This window comes from Glaciecola nitratireducens FR1064, from assembly GCF_000226565.1.
GTDB classification, from domain to species: Bacteria; Pseudomonadota; Gammaproteobacteria; order Enterobacterales; family Alteromonadaceae; genus Glaciecola; species Glaciecola nitratireducens.
Genome location: NC_016041.1, coordinates 4,085,490 through 4,099,327, shown reverse-complemented (window position 1 = coordinate 4,099,327; position 13,838 = coordinate 4,085,490). Strand labels below are relative to the sequence as shown.

Genomic DNA, 13,838 nt, shown 5'->3' with positions numbered 1-13,838 from the left:
TGCGTGCTAGATGGATTATTTAAAGGGAAATTAGAAATGAAAATTAAGCTGTGCGCGCTGCTATCATTGATATTAGTTTCAGGTTGTGTGGTTTTACCTACTGATGACCTTTCATCGGTAAATAAGTGTGAAATTTCAACTGATCGCAAAACTCTTAAAATTGTAAATGGTTTCGAGGAAACCAATACATACTATTCAATAAGCGGGGTATTATTGATCCCAATTACAGGCGTTGTTTCTGGCACTTATGTAGCAATCAATAATATCTACCATATTGGAGAAGAAGCAATTGTTTGTGGAAGATGAGCATTAAAAATGGTTATGAAGAACGCTCATTCTTTCAAGAGTCCCTTTCATCAGTTTTTAATGAATAAATGTTCGTATAACAAACATCATGCTGGGAATTTTACTCGCTGAAATGGCGCTCCTAAGTTCTCCATATGTTAAACGTTATGTCTCAGGTAGATTTATGTCTAATGAAGATTAGAGAAATAGACAAGTCGGAATTCGAAGCCATATGGCCTATTTTTAAAATAGTCGCCAGAGCGGGCGAAACTTACGCTTTTCCAAGGGATATCTCGGAAAGTGCGGCTAAGAAAATTTGGGTTGATACGCCACGCAAAACCTTTGTTGCTGAAGCAGATGGGCAGATTATAGGAACTTACTACCTTAAAACTAACCAAGCAGGTCCTGGGATGCATGTTTGTAATTGTGGTTACATGGTTTCACCTTCGGCGCAAGGCAAAGGGGTAGCCACTGCCATGTGCAAGCATTCTCAGCAGGTAGCAATAGGTTTAGGATATAAAGCAATGCAATTTAACTATGTCGCATCAAGCAACGATGGAGCTATTCGGCTATGGTTAAAACTCGGTTTTGATATCGTAGGACGTTTACCACGGGCTTTTAATCATCCAACAAAAGGATATGTAGATGCATTGGTTATGTACAAATGGCTTTAGACAAAAAAATAACATTAATTGGACACTGGCGAGAGTGGCCAGCGCCGGTTATGTAAGGAGTTGGTAATCGGTATGAATAGGCTTGAACTTTCACAATCTAAATACCAAGGCGTCTTTTGTCGCTTCTATGAAATGATCTCTAATTTGCTTTGGTATATTGTTTTAGCGGCCGTCATTTCAGTTTTATTCTCAACAAAATTTGACCCGTTAATCTTAGTTCTTACTACGTTTGTTTGCACATTTATGTTTGCCGCTTACATATGGTTTTTTTATTCTGGTCGCTCTAAGAGGATTGTGTTTTTAAAAGATGGTTTTGAGTTTTATAACTACGAAAATAAAAGAACAGTAAACTGGTCCGAATATGAAGGTTACAAAATCACGAAATCAATACCCTCTGAAATTCGTATTAAGGTTCACGACCGCACAGATGTAGTTTTTAGTTACTATACCTTTTCTTCAGCTCAGCGGACGAAATTGTTCGACATACTTGACGAGTGTCGAGAGTAAGTCATTGTGCTCTTTTTATGTTTCAATATCAAACATAGTCAGGGAGCGACTCGTGGTTAATTCCAATTAAAACAACTGAAAAAATATAGTGTATTGAAATACACATCACAAATGACTGTGGTTCAGGCTCGTTCTGCCAAGGATCACTTTCAACTCTTTCTAGTTTTCCACCTGAAATCGAAAGGCACAGTAGAATTGTGGTTGTTGGAAAGTTCCAATATTGCCAAAGTTAAAGATAGGGAAAAAAGAATGCTAACAAGAACTTCAAACGGACAAAATACAGTTGCTTGCTTCCACTCGATTCATCAGTATAACCAACCGCATTCACTCTGGACCAAAAAATGCCGTTTCGCCCCAGGCAGACTTTGATTCAACCTTAGGTGCTTTTAGAGCTATGAAACTTATTAATCCTAATACCGACCTCCAAAAAAGCTACGTTTCATATATTGAAGAGTTAGGAGATGAAGAACGGTATCCATATCCACTCGATTTGAAGCACAAAGATTTTAAAGCGTTGGTTCGCAAACTAGAATTATACTCAAAGGGTTTACATCTTCCTGATTGGTTAGTTCCGAATACAACATTTTGGCTGGTTGAGGGTAATAAAATCCTCGGCTGTTCGCACTTGCGTCATTGTCTAAATGCTGAACTTGAGAAGGCAGGAGGGCACATAGGTCTTGGCATAAGACCGAGTGCAAGAGGCAAAGGACTTGGTAAAATACTGCTTAATGCTACAATTGATAAGGCAGTAAAAATGGGTATCGAAAAAATTCATATTCATTGCTACGCTGACAATATGCAATCAAGACGAATGATAGAATCCATCGGTGCAGTTTTAGAATCGGCAATTAATTTGGACTTACCTCAAAAGACAGTGATGAGGTATGTTCATGACGGCAGCAGCTACTAAAAAAATCTAGCTCCTTATTTGGGGTTTTTAGTTTCAGCTAATACATGGAGAGTTATATGAACGAAAATAGAGAAGAATATTGGGGAATGCCCTTAAACACGTACTGCATGCTAATTCACCTAAGCCAGTTGAGCAGCATTGTCATTCCTGGATTAGGGTTTATCTTACCTATTGTCATGTGGGCTACCAATAAGGATAAAAATGTCGCAATTGATAATCATGGGAAAGCGACAGTTAATTGGCTTATTAGTCTTTTTATTTATTCTATCGTTTGCGGTGTTTTAGTGTTTTTAGTTATCGGTATATTTGGTCTCATTCTCTTGGGAATACTTAACTTTATCTTTGCCATTATCGCAGCAATCAAGGCTAACGACGGTCAAGTGTGGGTCTATCCTCTTAGTATTCAATTTCTTAAGTTAAGGAATATTCATGATATTTAAAGACGCCCAACAAGATATGAATTTTTCGTATTTTGGCGGTGGAGCGGGTGTTTTAGTTTCTGGTTTAATTTGGTGTGCTGCAGGTATCGTTGCGCTACTGTATTCAAACCAAGCAAGTATGTTGACTCTTTTTTTTGGTGGTATGTTTATTCATCCGCTAGCTGTACTACTATCAAAAACGCTTAAACGTTCAGGTAATCATGCTCCTAAAAACCCTTTGGGTAAACTTGCTTTAGAAAGCACAATTATACTCTTTGTAGGTTTGTTTTTAGCTTTCTATGTCGCAAAGTTGAAAATTGAATGGTTTTATCCAATTATGCTAATGATTATCGGTGTCCGTTACCTAGCTTTTAACACCCTATATGGTGTAAAAACATATTGGGTTTTAGGAGGTGTTCTGATACTTTCTGGTATGTTGTGCATACTTTTAGGCGGTAATTTTGTTATTGGTGCATTCGTTGGTGGCATAACAGAAATTATATTTTCATTAGTCATTTTTATGCAATCCAAAGGCTTGGTTTTAAAAGCCGTTTAAGTAAGCAATCGAAATCTTAAATCAACGATTAAAAATGAGAAACGATAATCTTAGTTTGCGTCACGAGGACAAAATTACTCGCTAGCGCGCCTATTTTCCTGTCTTCGATAGCGTTATATTATGCAAATGCATGAGACTTATGCCTTTAGATTAGTTTAATCTCGCTCCGTTGGAACCATTTCATACTTTTGCTATAGTTGTTATAAAGCACCATAGACACTTGTGAGTGCTTCTCTTTATAAAAGGGCGTATCACCTCGGCTCTGTTTGGGGTTTTCTGATATTTATGGTTATATGAAGCACACGCTGGTTAAAATTTTAGAGTAACTAGTCGAGCCTTATTTTGGTTTTTAATTACCAATAAGTAAAAGTGAAAGGAGTTTTAAATGTCAGATATAGTATTTAACAATGGTTCATTTTTTGTCGGCTGGGGCACACTCGCTCTGATCAATGCAGGCTTGGCGCAAGGGAAGGGGCGAACCGGGCTGCTGTGGTTTTTCATATCGTTATTTTTAGGCCCAGTTGCAACCTTCCTTTTGGTTGTAATGCCTGATGCTAGTTGGCATTCTTAACGAACGGAATGTTTACCTAAATCAAGCGAATAGCCTCGACGTTGGGTCATGTCCTGCGTTGGCACCTTTTAATTGAGTCATAATGAATAAAATAAATCCTAAAAAATTACTCAATAGTAAGTGGACAGCCGTTACGCCTGTTAACAAAGAAAAGCATTTTATTATTTCTGACCTTGAATTTGATGAGGAAGGGATTGTTGTCGCTTGCTGCATAGAACCTGTTATGTCTAAACGCCCTACCCCGATTAATTGGCTCGATCTGAAAGATGATAATCGTTGGCTGCAAGGCTGGAAGTAACGTTTAAATATTTGCAATTCCACTATGAGGGAAATATGACTCTTTTTGCTTTGATAAGAAAAAAGTTGACTGAATTTAAGTATCAATACTATGGACTTAATATCATTCAAGAGGTTTCGGCTGAGCGTTTCCACCTCATTATTTCTCAATATATCGAACGCGGCTGGGAATTAAGCGGCGAATATAATGAACTCGGAGCCGGCCTAAGTCATTGGTCGTGTAGGCTAAGGAAAGGCACCAGTACCCTAAACTGTGAATGGCATGAAGCGACCCAAGGCAATTTCATTGGCCCTCAACGAATTGTTTTTGGTTTAGGACAAGAGTTTGGTTTTACAGCAAACAAAGTACCTCAGTTGCTGGATAGTTAAACACTAGTGGGCAATTGTAATTAAATTTACAGTTCAATAAAACGATAGTTCAATTTTTCAAGGAAGTTCACCTATGTTCTACATCGCGCTTGCGGGCTTTATATTATTCGGTGTGTACAAGCTGTTTGATAAGCACTACGGAAAAAAAGACACGTTCCATGTTGATATGGACTGGTACGTTAGTTTTGCTATATTTATTACCTGTTACTTTTCAGTGATTCTTTTGGGGATTGCGATTGCTAGTATGAATATTCCTCCCTCTTTATCACTTGCCCTTGGCGGTTACATACTCTATCTAATTCTGCCGTTTTTGATCATAAAATTGATGTTAAGTTATTCAGCTAAGAAAGCGATTATTTACTCTTCTGTTGTTCCCTTAGTCGCTATTTTAGCTGAGATTCCTTTTGTCTTGATTAGAGGCGCAATGGGCTAGTGAGTACTTTGATGATTAAAGAGTTGCTTGGATACATACCGTTCAACCTCACTATGTTTTGTTTGCACCAAGCGACTCTTGGTCAATGAATTAACACAGAGCTCAATGTATGCAATATATTAGAAAATCAGAAGACCGAGGCGCAGCGAACTTTGGTTGGTTACAAAGTAAACATAGTTTCTCGTTTGGCAACTACTATGACCCTAAACACATGGGTGTGTCAGTGCTACGCGTTATTAATGACGACATGGTTATGCCTGGGCAAGGTTTTGGTACGCATGGTCACCGCGATATGGAAATTATTTCGTACGTCACTGAGGGGGCTCTTAAGCACGATGACAGCACCGGCAATAGCTATGTTGTTCCCGCTGGTGATGTTCAGCGTATGAGCGCAGGCCGCGGCGTAACACACTCTGAATTCAACGCTTCAAGCACTGACAAAGTGAAGTTCCTACAAATCTGGATCCAACCAAACGTGAAGGGCATTGAACCTAGCTACGAGCAAAAAAGCTTGCCACAACAAGGCGCATTAACAACCTTAGTAGCACCTAATGGCGAGAATGGGGCTTTATTAATCAATCAAGATGCAAGTATCTCGCGCTTAGTCTTGGGAAAAGACGAAAGCATTCACTTGGCTATCGAAAAGCGTTTAGGTTACTTACACATTATAAAGGGCCAAGTAACGATTGATGGGCAGACGTTCAAAGAAGGTGACGCAATTGGTATTGAGCCAGAACAAACGTTAGCTATAAAAGCCGAGCTAGCACTTGAAGCGCTGTGGTTTGATTTACCAGCATCGTAGATAAGGCATGGGAGATAGTTAAAATAGCGCCAACAGTGACGATTGCCTTTTTACAACGCTTGCCGAAAAGAGCTCAAGCTGTTTTACTAATTACAGAATAATAATTTATCCCCTAGCTCATGATGACAAGCATATGAGATTGTAAAAAGAGAAAATACATTGCTACTAAAAGAAAAAGGAAAGCTGTCTTTAACCGTGCGAATTATTGTGGGTTTGCTTGCACTTCCCTCATTGCTTCTCGCTTTTATGTTGATCTCAGAAGCTATTAACGGCCGCTATGACGGAATAGGCATATTTGAGCTTGTTTATTCGGTAGTGGGCTTTTTTGCTATTTATATAGCGTTAACAGGTAAGAAGTTTTTTTAATATACTTTCATGCAGCGCTTACTTATCGAGACTAGATAGTTTCATTCTCAAGAAATTACCAAAAAGGTTTAGTATTAGTGGAATTAGCAGCAAATGTCATTTTGATCATATTAATAGGGATCGGTGCGGCCTTGTTCTTCGTTGGTTCGCTTATTGTTGTCGTGACAGCGTTTGGTCACAAACAGTATGCCTACGGTGTGCTTTCGCTATTGTTTTTCCCTTTAAGTATTGCTTACTGTGTGCAGTATCGAGAAAAAGGGGCTTATGCGTCTAAGTTTCTGATTAGTGGAGTACTGCTCGTTGCTGTCTCCTATGGTTTGGCCACCCTATTCTACAAATTTTAATTATTTACTACAGGCAGCTTTTCATGAATATACGTGCCATCAACAGCATTCTGCTTTTTCTAATATTGGCTTTTTCTGCCTCTCTTAAAGCTGAGTGGTATTCTGATAGTGCAGGTATTATGGGCACTAATATCTATGTTGAAGTGTGGGCAGAAACCCCGGTGCAAGGGCAACTTGCGTTGAAAGCTGTTATGGCAGAAATGGAGCGCATTAACCAACTCATGAGCCCTTACATTGAGACCAGTGAGCTTAGTCTGATTAATGCATCAGCAGGCAAACAAGCAATGGTGATCAGCGATGAAATGTTTGAGCTACTCGATAAGTCTATTAAAATTTCCGACTTAACCAAAGGCGCGTTTGATATTACTTTTGCAAGTGTTGGTTATTTATATAATTACAAAGAAAATAAACGTCCAGATGAAGCAACCATCGCCTCTTTGTTAGACGCCGTTAACTACAAGCACATTGTCCTCAAGAAGGAGAATAAGACGGTCGCGTTTAGCAATGAAAAAGTCAAAATTGATTTGGGCGGAATTGCAAAGGGTCACGCGGTTGATAATTCCATCTCACTGTTAGAGCGTATGGGAATATTACATGGATTAGTTACTGCCGGTGGCGATACTCGTCTCATCGGTGACAGACGTGGCAAACCATGGATTGTGGGAATACGCGACCCGAGAAATAAAGAGAAACAAGCGGTAGTCATGCCTTTACAAAACTCTGCTATGTCCACATCCGGTGATTACGAGCGTTACTTTGAAGAAGATGGTAAACGCTATCATCATATTCTATCGCCTAAAACGGGTAAGTCGACTTACGATGTGCAATCGGTGTCTATTATCGGGCCCAGTAGCACATTTAATGATGCGCTTTCTACCGCAGTTTTTGTGATGGGTTTGCGAGAAGGCTTGGGTATGATTAATCGTATTGATGGTTATGACGCAGTAGTAATGGATAACCAGCGCAAAATGCATTATTCGAATGGATTGCAGCAGTAATGGTGAGGCAGCAAAAAGCGCTCGATGGTTTCCAACGTGAAGAAGTTAACATCCCTGTTTGCCATTCATCCCTGACTGGCGTTCCATTTCGAAATCGTCGAGCATTTTAACCTAATAGGCTTTGAGTTGGGTTAGTGCAAGCTAGCATTCGCTAGGCACCAATCACACCGTTAACTATTGGCTCAAACGCCGTCAGAGAATCCATTAAAGCAGCGTTACCTAAACCCGTTTGCGGAAATAAGGTGCGCATGCGGCCTTGCTCACCGTGCAGCGCTAGGTAATTCAGAATTACCGTTTCAACGAGTAGGTTGACGTTATTGGCTGCCGGTGTCGCTGATGTTTCAACGGAGCCATCGCTACGCATATAACCAATTTGCTGGCTAACGGCTTGCTCTTCTGGCGTACCGCCAATTAATTGAGGCGTACCGTTAGGATTATAAACCATAAAGAAGGAGGCAGCGGTGGACGAGTTATCACCCGTCCATACGCCTTTACCGCGACCAAACTCAGAGTCGTCAATCATACCGTTACTGGCAACCGAGCCATCACTGACAACATACATCATTACAGGAACGCCAACGCGAGCGGCATATTCCAATACCGCGCCCATGCATTTACCTGCACGTAAATCTCTTACTTCACCTGACGAGCGGTTACCCGTATGGTAATCGTAACCGCCCATAGCGATTGTGCCCGCTCCTGCGAAACCGTTCATGACTAATTTCATCACAGACGCGGTTTTTTGGAATTCGCGATCGCCGTCAAATTCTTCCTGAGTGAAAATTCCATTTTCGCCCACAATATTCGGGTCAAGCTCTGGATTCAAAGAAGAAGGGTCGCCGAAGCGATCAGCGATATCTGCACTTTTAACGTAGCCGCAGCGCACCAGTTCTTTGAGGTCTGCGTCGCTATTAATTTTGGTATCAACGCGATTAAGCTTCATGTCACTGATGCGCTGTACCGATTCCATTACTGAGACTGCATCTTCTTGACTTAGTAGGCCAACGAGATCGCCAGTATCAACCAAACCTGTGACGTCTGAGGGACGGTCTACTTTAGTTGGGCGTTTGCCTGGATCAATCAACATGGCAGGAGCCATAGAGCTGCCGCCGCTATCAGAATTTCTTGAACCAATTAGGGTCAATAACGAGCCGTCGGAACCTGCACGATTAATACCGTACATGGGATTGTGAGGGTTGTTACCCGTGTCATTTTCTGAACGAGCTGGGATAACGGCGCCATTCACGTTGGCTCTATTGCCGACCGCTAGCTTTTCCTGAATACCGCGTAAAAAAGCACTGTCAGCATGAAATGCTAGGCCGAGTTCATTGTTGATAAAGTCAGACATACCGGCCATCGGATTAGCAATACTCGGTACCATGTCACCTGGTAAACCTTGACGGCTGTAGCCCTGGGTGCTCAAAAAGTCCATTTGTCCGCCGCGTCCACCGATCAATACGTTTGAACCTGCAATGTTGGCTCCGCCGGCTAGATCGAAAACGATAAAGGGAATTTTCCCAGCGCCTTGCGTGGCAATGCCACAGCCAGCTTTTAATGCTTCTAAATCAGACGACAGTGATGCGTGCGCTTTGCTAGAACCGGCTAGCATGCTCAATACTGAACCGCCAACTACTGCGCCCATACCAGCTGTAAAACCTTGAGCTAGGAAGTCGCGCCGCGTTACTGGTCTGCCGTGGTCCTGATGAAATAAGGGAGCGTCTGCATCAGCACCATTTTTTCCGCCCATACCGCCATGGTCTGTTTTAGCGCTAGCGCCGACGGTGTATTTCTTTGAGAATGTACGTATTGTCTTTTTCATTTTAATCACCTATTCGCATCTGCTATTGCATAACAACAGCAGCACTGGCGAGCACGGCTGCGCAAGTTGCTTTTGCTACTGTGGGTGTAGTTTGCGCTGAACATGAATTGTTACTTGAACAAGTCGTTGTTAAGCGATCGATTAAGTTGTTTAGTTCGGTTGCCACATCTGCTGATGCTGGCTGGCTGCTTAAGCCACTGCCGATCATGCGATCAATCAGAGGGTTGACGAGTGCCGCGCGGTCATTGCTATCAAATCCGCTGTTTGCTGACTTGCCGAAGTCAAAGCTTGGGAAGTAGCTTGCTCTTAAGCTGCTGTCCTCAATCAGCGCATCGCAATAGCGAATTGCCATTTGCGTAATTGCCATTTGATTTGATGCCAAGAAGCTTTGCATTTCAGTCACGCTCGGCAATTGTTGACGCAGCTGCAGGTAGGTATTGTTTACCGCAGTTTGCGAAGAAGGAACTCCTGTCAACGCCGACATACTTGCATTCACTTCTGCAAAGTTTCTGATACCAATATCAGACTGAGGTTCTAAATCGACAGGCTGCGCTGCTACTGGAGCCTCATCCTCTTGCCGCACCGATACGGCATCTCCTAGCACTTCGAAAGTGAGGAAGAATTCGTCTTGAACCGGTCCTTTTTGTACAGGAATGATAGTACCTTGTGATGAAAGCTGCTGACCTAATTCATTGCTAGCTGCTTCTACGCCATCAACCGTTAAATTTAATGTCGCGAACACCTGACCACCCTCCGATTCACGGCCATTTACGCCGATACGAATGCCAGTCAATGTAATGCCATCGAGGTTTGCACCTTCATCAAGGCTGATCATTGAGGGTTCAGTGAACAAGTAGCTATAGGTATCGAACTGACTCACTTCGAACACAACATAGCTTTGCGGTACATTAATGATTTCTGAAATACCAAATAGTAGGAAGAACTTTTCGCCCACACCGGCATCAAAGTTCTTGACGATTTGCTCTGCTGTTAACACTCGATTGTGCATTGCCGCCATTCTGATTGTACCCGCCCATGGCACATCGCCTGAAACTTCATTACCGAGCACAAACGCAAAGCTATCATCCCAATCACTTAGACCCGCTGCCTCAACGTCGTCTTCATCGTCAGTAAATTCACCGTTTACATAAATTTGACGACCGCCAACACCGTCATAGTTAACCACGACGTGCTGCAGAGCGGCTTGTAAATCCTCGTCGGCGTCACGGGTGCTTAGCATTGGCATGCCGTTGGTATCTGTGTTGCCATGGCGCAACAACATGTCGTAGTTATATAACGATTGACCCAAAGTAAAGTTGCGTCTGTCACGGCCACCTGAGTAACTAACGATACGCGCTGGGCCTTCTTGCGTAACGTTAGCTGGAGCAACCCATGCCTCTATGGCAAATTCGCCAGTAGAAACAATTAAGTCATGAATTTTTTTGCTGTCGGTGGTTGAGCCTTGAGCCTTACCGTCAGTAAGTTGAATACCGTTACCGCCTACCCATTCGTAACCGCCGCTGAGGGTAAGATTGAGCGCAGGCTCTATGCCGCTGGTGTCAAAAGCAATATTGCCTGAAGCTGTTTTAAACTCCCATTTAGCTATAAGGTTAGACTCAAAACGGCCGCCGCCTGTCGCTAGCGTGCCATCATACAAGGTGAGCGCGTGAGAGCTCACGAGGTTGGTGTCTAACTCGGTTACGTCAATCGCTTCTGACATTGCGCGGATAGCGTCAGCTAGGGCTTGACCATCGGCTCTACAATTATCTGTCCAGCAGTTGTGGAATTCATCTCTAAGCCTTGCCACTAATCTTGAGTCTTCAGGGAGGTCTAGGTTCATCTTCGCAGTTGCAGCGGCGTACGCTTCAGCAATATCGGATGATGCTAAGTAAGGTGAAATAGGGATGGCTGCACTTGACTGATGGCAGTCAGCGCAATGCTCACGAAGCGTTGGGTAAACGTTTGATTCGAATAGACCTGAGTCGGACGGAAAGTTTTTGTTGGCTCCAGGAATTTTCACAACTGGCGCGTTTAACTCGATGGTTGTCGCAACTTCTTCGTTACTTGCCCAATTACCTATCCACGTAGTAAGAATGTCGGCACATGCTTCAGGACTGCTCAACCAGCAGTTGTGTCCGCCGGCAACTTTGGTGACCAGTTCAGATTCACTGATACGAGAACTGTTGATTAGATTGTTTACTTCAGCATAGGCAAGATTGATATCATCGAAGCGAGCAAAAGGCGGTGACTGTTGACCTTGAATGTGACAAGCCCCGCAGCGATCTGGCTTTGCCAGATTATCCCAAACTGATAATTTAAAATTTTGTACGTCGGGAGTCGCTGGTGCAGGTCCCGTATAATTGACCACTGGTTGCTGAACCGGTGGTGGTAAAGGCGTTGATTCTACTTGTGCATCACTACCACCACCGCAGTTAGCAAGCAGCAAAACGGCCATACTTGCAGCACCTAAACGACGAAAGGCTTTCAGAAAGGCTGAAGATTGTGTGTTAACAGTGTCGATTGATACTGATTGCAAAATCGAATATGGAGTTGAAGTAAACATGTTCTATTCTCCCTTGCAGTAGTCTGCAGTAGCGGCAAACACGTTTTTAATGTTGTAGTTGTCACCCATGAATTCAGATTGAATCTGAGCGATGGCTGTTCGATCCGTTTGATCTTGCGGCGCGCGTAGGCATACGTTCTTAAATACTTTTGTAACTTGGCAACTCGCAAAGGTTTGGCTGTTGGCAAGCTCTTGGCCCATTGATTTAGCGCCGCTGCCAGAGCCAGGAAGTTCGGATGACCAACCAATCGTTTGGTTCTGGCCTTCACGCCAATAGTTATCCCAGTCATCGTTGGGGGTGACATAGCCGAAGGGAAAGTTATTCGAATTTATCCAATACTTTGCTTGTACTCTTAGCTGCGTTTCGGGGTCAATTTGGCCTTCTGCGTTATACACAATCCTACCGTTGACGCCATCGGGGTCGCCTTCAACGTCGTAGTCGTAGTTGTAATAAGCAAAAGCTTGAGTTAGCGGGTCCATGCCTGAATGGCATCCAGAGCATGAGTTGGTAAAAATACGGCTATCGCCGCCGGGGCTGCGACTTAAATCTTGACGAATTCTATCTGGTGGAAGACTGGTATCCTTGAATGCTTCAAGGTCAGCACACATGTGATTCATCAGAGTAAAACGAAACATGGCGCGATTAGTGCCATCTTTAAAAAAGGATTTTGCGGCGCCTCTAGTTGTCATTACGCCAGCAGTTGCTTCTGCGGGTATGCCGGTAAGTGAGGATTGCGTAGTAGCAATTAACACTGAAGATAGGTCGGCACCTTCCCCTTCTAGTGCTTCATAATGATTATTGTTATTTGTGCTGTAGGCAGGTACTCCTGCACTTGAATCTGCTACATACAGAATGTCGCCGCTTAACACTTGGCGAAAATCAACGTCATCTCTCACCATACCGATAACGGTTGCGGTGTAATCATTGAGTGGCGCGAATACGTCAAACTCTTCATTCGTCCAAGGTGTAACCCAGTTTTTTACGGTAATGTTATAAAAACTTGGTGACTGCATCGCTATTTGTGCAGCGCCTCGAGCATCACCCGCATCTATTAAGTCAGCCATTTGTTGAATGACAGCCGTTGTGCCGGGGACGCCAGCTAAACGGTCATGCATACGCTTGGCTTGTTCTAACGGTCCGGCTGCGGCCAATGCACTCGCTATAAGGAGAGGAGCTGATAAGCAGATTATCTTTAGTGTCTGCTTGATGGTCATGGATACGTTATTAATTGGGCTTCTTGATTCATTTGTTAACAAGCGCATCGAATCAACTCCTTTTTTGAATGTGACCTACGTTATACCTGTGATTTACGTATCATTAGTTATTCTCTACTAACAATAAGTGTTCGCCTGTATACCGATTAACCAGTACTAAAACCGATAGTCGAAATACAAAAGGCAATTGGGCGCGTAACCCTTCTGCCTATCAAAAAGCGTGCCGCTGATTTTAAGTGTATGTTTTAAAACGGTTTAATATCGTACGTGACTCTTTTTTAAGGAGCTTACATGAATAAATAGCTTGAAAAGTGTTGCTCATACGCAACAGTTGATAAGTATCTTTTTCAATTATTTAGCAAGGATATGTCAGCTTTGAAGGCGGCCTTTCCGATGCTTGACGGGCTAGCGGGCGTATTTCCTAATACTCTTGATATTAATGTGCTTACGAAAATTGCCGACAAAGAATGAGTGACTCAATAAATTCATATATCAATTGGTTATTTAAAGGTCGTATATTTGTTTTTTTAGTTATACGTTGTCGCGATTGCGGGGAGAGATAAGTATACTTAAACAGTCGGTATAATAATTAATCCTTACATATACATAACGAGATTGTTGTATAAACCGCATGGTGTCACGCTGTCATTCTAACGTAAAAGTGCGCATAGCCTAGGTGCAAATAAATATACCTTTAGCGTCCAGCCAAT

General features: G+C 42.7%; 16 protein-coding genes. 13 read left to right on the top strand and 3 right to left on the bottom strand.

What is annotated here, in order from left to right:
* Window positions 1-36: 36 nt before the first annotated feature.
* The 13 genes from GNIT_RS17395 to GNIT_RS17330 all read left to right on the top strand — a co-directional run bounded on the left by GNIT_RS17395 (window position 37) and on the right by GNIT_RS17330 (window position 7,531).
* A complete protein-coding gene (locus GNIT_RS17395) occupies window positions 37-306 on the top strand; it encodes a hypothetical protein (protein ID WP_014110641.1) in 270 nt (89 codons plus the stop codon).
* A 170-nt stretch (window positions 307-476) separates the two neighbouring features.
* Window positions 477-959, top strand: coding sequence for a GNAT family N-acetyltransferase (locus GNIT_RS17390; protein WP_014110640.1), 483 nt, complete (start codon window positions 477-479; stop codon window positions 957-959).
* A 901-nt stretch (window positions 960-1,860) separates the two neighbouring features.
* A complete protein-coding gene (locus GNIT_RS17380) occupies window positions 1,861-2,376 on the top strand; it encodes a GNAT family N-acetyltransferase (protein WP_041247012.1) in 516 nt (171 codons plus the stop codon).
* 56 nt (window positions 2,377-2,432) lie between these two features.
* The gene (locus GNIT_RS17375) at window positions 2,433-2,816 is read left to right on the top strand and encodes a DUF4870 domain-containing protein (protein ID WP_014110637.1); all 384 of its coding nucleotides are present in this window, start codon (window positions 2,433-2,435) and stop codon (window positions 2,814-2,816) included.
* Window positions 2,806-3,351: a DUF7010 family protein gene (locus GNIT_RS17370; RefSeq protein ID WP_014110636.1), complete on the top strand. Its 546-nt coding sequence runs from the start codon at window positions 2,806-2,808 to the stop codon at window positions 3,349-3,351. The genes GNIT_RS17375 and GNIT_RS17370 overlap by 11 nt, the downstream gene beginning before the upstream one ends.
* Window positions 3,352-3,736: 385 nt before the next feature.
* Entirely contained in the window at window positions 3,737-3,922 is a 186-nt protein-coding gene (locus GNIT_RS17365; RefSeq protein WP_014110635.1) for a hypothetical protein, read from the top strand.
* 82 nt (window positions 3,923-4,004) lie between these two features.
* Window positions 4,005-4,220: a TIGR02450 family Trp-rich protein gene (locus tag GNIT_RS17360; RefSeq protein ID WP_014110634.1), complete on the top strand. Its 216-nt coding sequence runs from the start codon at window positions 4,005-4,007 to the stop codon at window positions 4,218-4,220.
* A gap of 65 nt (window positions 4,221-4,285) precedes the next feature.
* A complete protein-coding gene (locus GNIT_RS17355) occupies window positions 4,286-4,588 on the top strand; it encodes a hypothetical protein (RefSeq protein ID WP_238526919.1) in 303 nt (100 codons plus the stop codon).
* A gap of 73 nt (window positions 4,589-4,661) precedes the next feature.
* On the top strand, window positions 4,662-5,021 hold the full coding sequence (locus GNIT_RS17350) for a hypothetical protein (protein WP_014110632.1): 360 nt from the start codon (window positions 4,662-4,664) through the stop codon (window positions 5,019-5,021).
* A gap of 109 nt (window positions 5,022-5,130) precedes the next feature.
* On the top strand, window positions 5,131-5,823 hold the full coding sequence (locus GNIT_RS17345) for a pirin family protein (protein ID WP_014110631.1): 693 nt from the start codon (window positions 5,131-5,133) through the stop codon (window positions 5,821-5,823).
* Window positions 5,824-5,982: 159 nt separating this feature from the next.
* Window positions 5,983-6,189: a hypothetical protein gene (locus GNIT_RS17340; protein ID WP_014110630.1), complete on the top strand. Its 207-nt coding sequence runs from the start codon at window positions 5,983-5,985 to the stop codon at window positions 6,187-6,189.
* 77 nt (window positions 6,190-6,266) lie between these two features.
* On the top strand, window positions 6,267-6,533 hold the full coding sequence (locus GNIT_RS17335; protein ID WP_014110629.1) for a hypothetical protein: 267 nt from the start codon (window positions 6,267-6,269) through the stop codon (window positions 6,531-6,533).
* Window positions 6,534-6,556: 23 nt separating this feature from the next.
* Entirely contained in the window at window positions 6,557-7,531 is a 975-nt protein-coding gene (locus GNIT_RS17330; protein WP_014110628.1) for an FAD:protein FMN transferase, read from the top strand.
* A gap of 151 nt (window positions 7,532-7,682) precedes the next feature.
* Here the strand turns inward: GNIT_RS17330 and GNIT_RS17325 are convergent, their stop codons facing one another.
* Genes GNIT_RS17325 through GNIT_RS17315 form a run of 3 tightly spaced genes read right to left on the bottom strand, consistent with a single transcriptional unit; the run spans window position 7,683 to window position 13,176 of the window.
* Window positions 7,683-9,350 carry a hypothetical protein gene (locus tag GNIT_RS17325; protein WP_014110626.1) on the bottom strand — a complete coding sequence of 556 codons (1,668 nt, stop codon included), beginning with the start codon at window positions 9,348-9,350 and terminating at the stop codon, window positions 7,683-7,685.
* A gap of 22 nt (window positions 9,351-9,372) precedes the next feature.
* On the bottom strand, window positions 9,373-11,913 hold the full coding sequence (locus GNIT_RS17320) for a LamG domain-containing protein (RefSeq protein ID WP_014110625.1): 2,541 nt from the start codon (window positions 11,911-11,913) through the stop codon (window positions 9,373-9,375).
* 3 nt (window positions 11,914-11,916) lie between these two features.
* Window positions 11,917-13,176, bottom strand: a complete 1,260-nt coding sequence (locus tag GNIT_RS17315; RefSeq protein WP_014110624.1) for a hypothetical protein — start codon at window positions 13,174-13,176, stop codon at window positions 11,917-11,919.
* Between the last annotated feature and the right edge of the window lie 662 nt (window positions 13,177-13,838).

Excerpts from the sequence above, each read along its gene's own strand:
- GNIT_RS17395 (WP_014110641.1), top strand. The coding sequence starts at position 37 with ATGAAAATTAAGCTGTGCGCGCTGCTATCATTGATATTAGTTTCAGGT.
- GNIT_RS17390 (WP_014110640.1), top strand. The coding sequence starts at position 477 with ATGAAGATTAGAGAAATAGACAAGTCGGAATTCGAAGCCATATGGCCT.
- GNIT_RS17380 (WP_041247012.1), top strand. The coding sequence starts at position 1,861 with ATGAAACTTATTAATCCTAATACCGACCTCCAAAAAAGCTACGTTTCA.
- GNIT_RS17375 (WP_014110637.1), top strand. The coding sequence starts at position 2,433 with ATGAACGAAAATAGAGAAGAATATTGGGGAATGCCCTTAAACACGTAC.
- GNIT_RS17370 (WP_014110636.1), top strand. The coding sequence starts at position 2,806 with ATGATATTTAAAGACGCCCAACAAGATATGAATTTTTCGTATTTTGGC.
- GNIT_RS17365 (WP_014110635.1), top strand. The coding sequence starts at position 3,737 with ATGTCAGATATAGTATTTAACAATGGTTCATTTTTTGTCGGCTGGGGC.
- GNIT_RS17360 (WP_014110634.1), top strand. The coding sequence starts at position 4,005 with ATGAATAAAATAAATCCTAAAAAATTACTCAATAGTAAGTGGACAGCC.
- GNIT_RS17350 (WP_014110632.1), top strand. The coding sequence starts at position 4,662 with ATGTTCTACATCGCGCTTGCGGGCTTTATATTATTCGGTGTGTACAAG.
- GNIT_RS17345 (WP_014110631.1), top strand. The coding sequence starts at position 5,131 with ATGCAATATATTAGAAAATCAGAAGACCGAGGCGCAGCGAACTTTGGT.
- GNIT_RS17330 (WP_014110628.1), top strand. The coding sequence starts at position 6,557 with ATGAATATACGTGCCATCAACAGCATTCTGCTTTTTCTAATATTGGCT.
- GNIT_RS17325 (WP_014110626.1), bottom strand. The coding sequence starts at position 9,350 with ATGAAAAAGACAATACGTACATTCTCAAAGAAATACACCGTCGGCGCT.
- GNIT_RS17320 (WP_014110625.1), bottom strand. The coding sequence starts at position 11,913 with ATGTTTACTTCAACTCCATATTCGATTTTGCAATCAGTATCAATCGAC.
- GNIT_RS17315 (WP_014110624.1), bottom strand. The coding sequence starts at position 13,176 with ATGCGCTTGTTAACAAATGAATCAAGAAGCCCAATTAATAACGTATCC.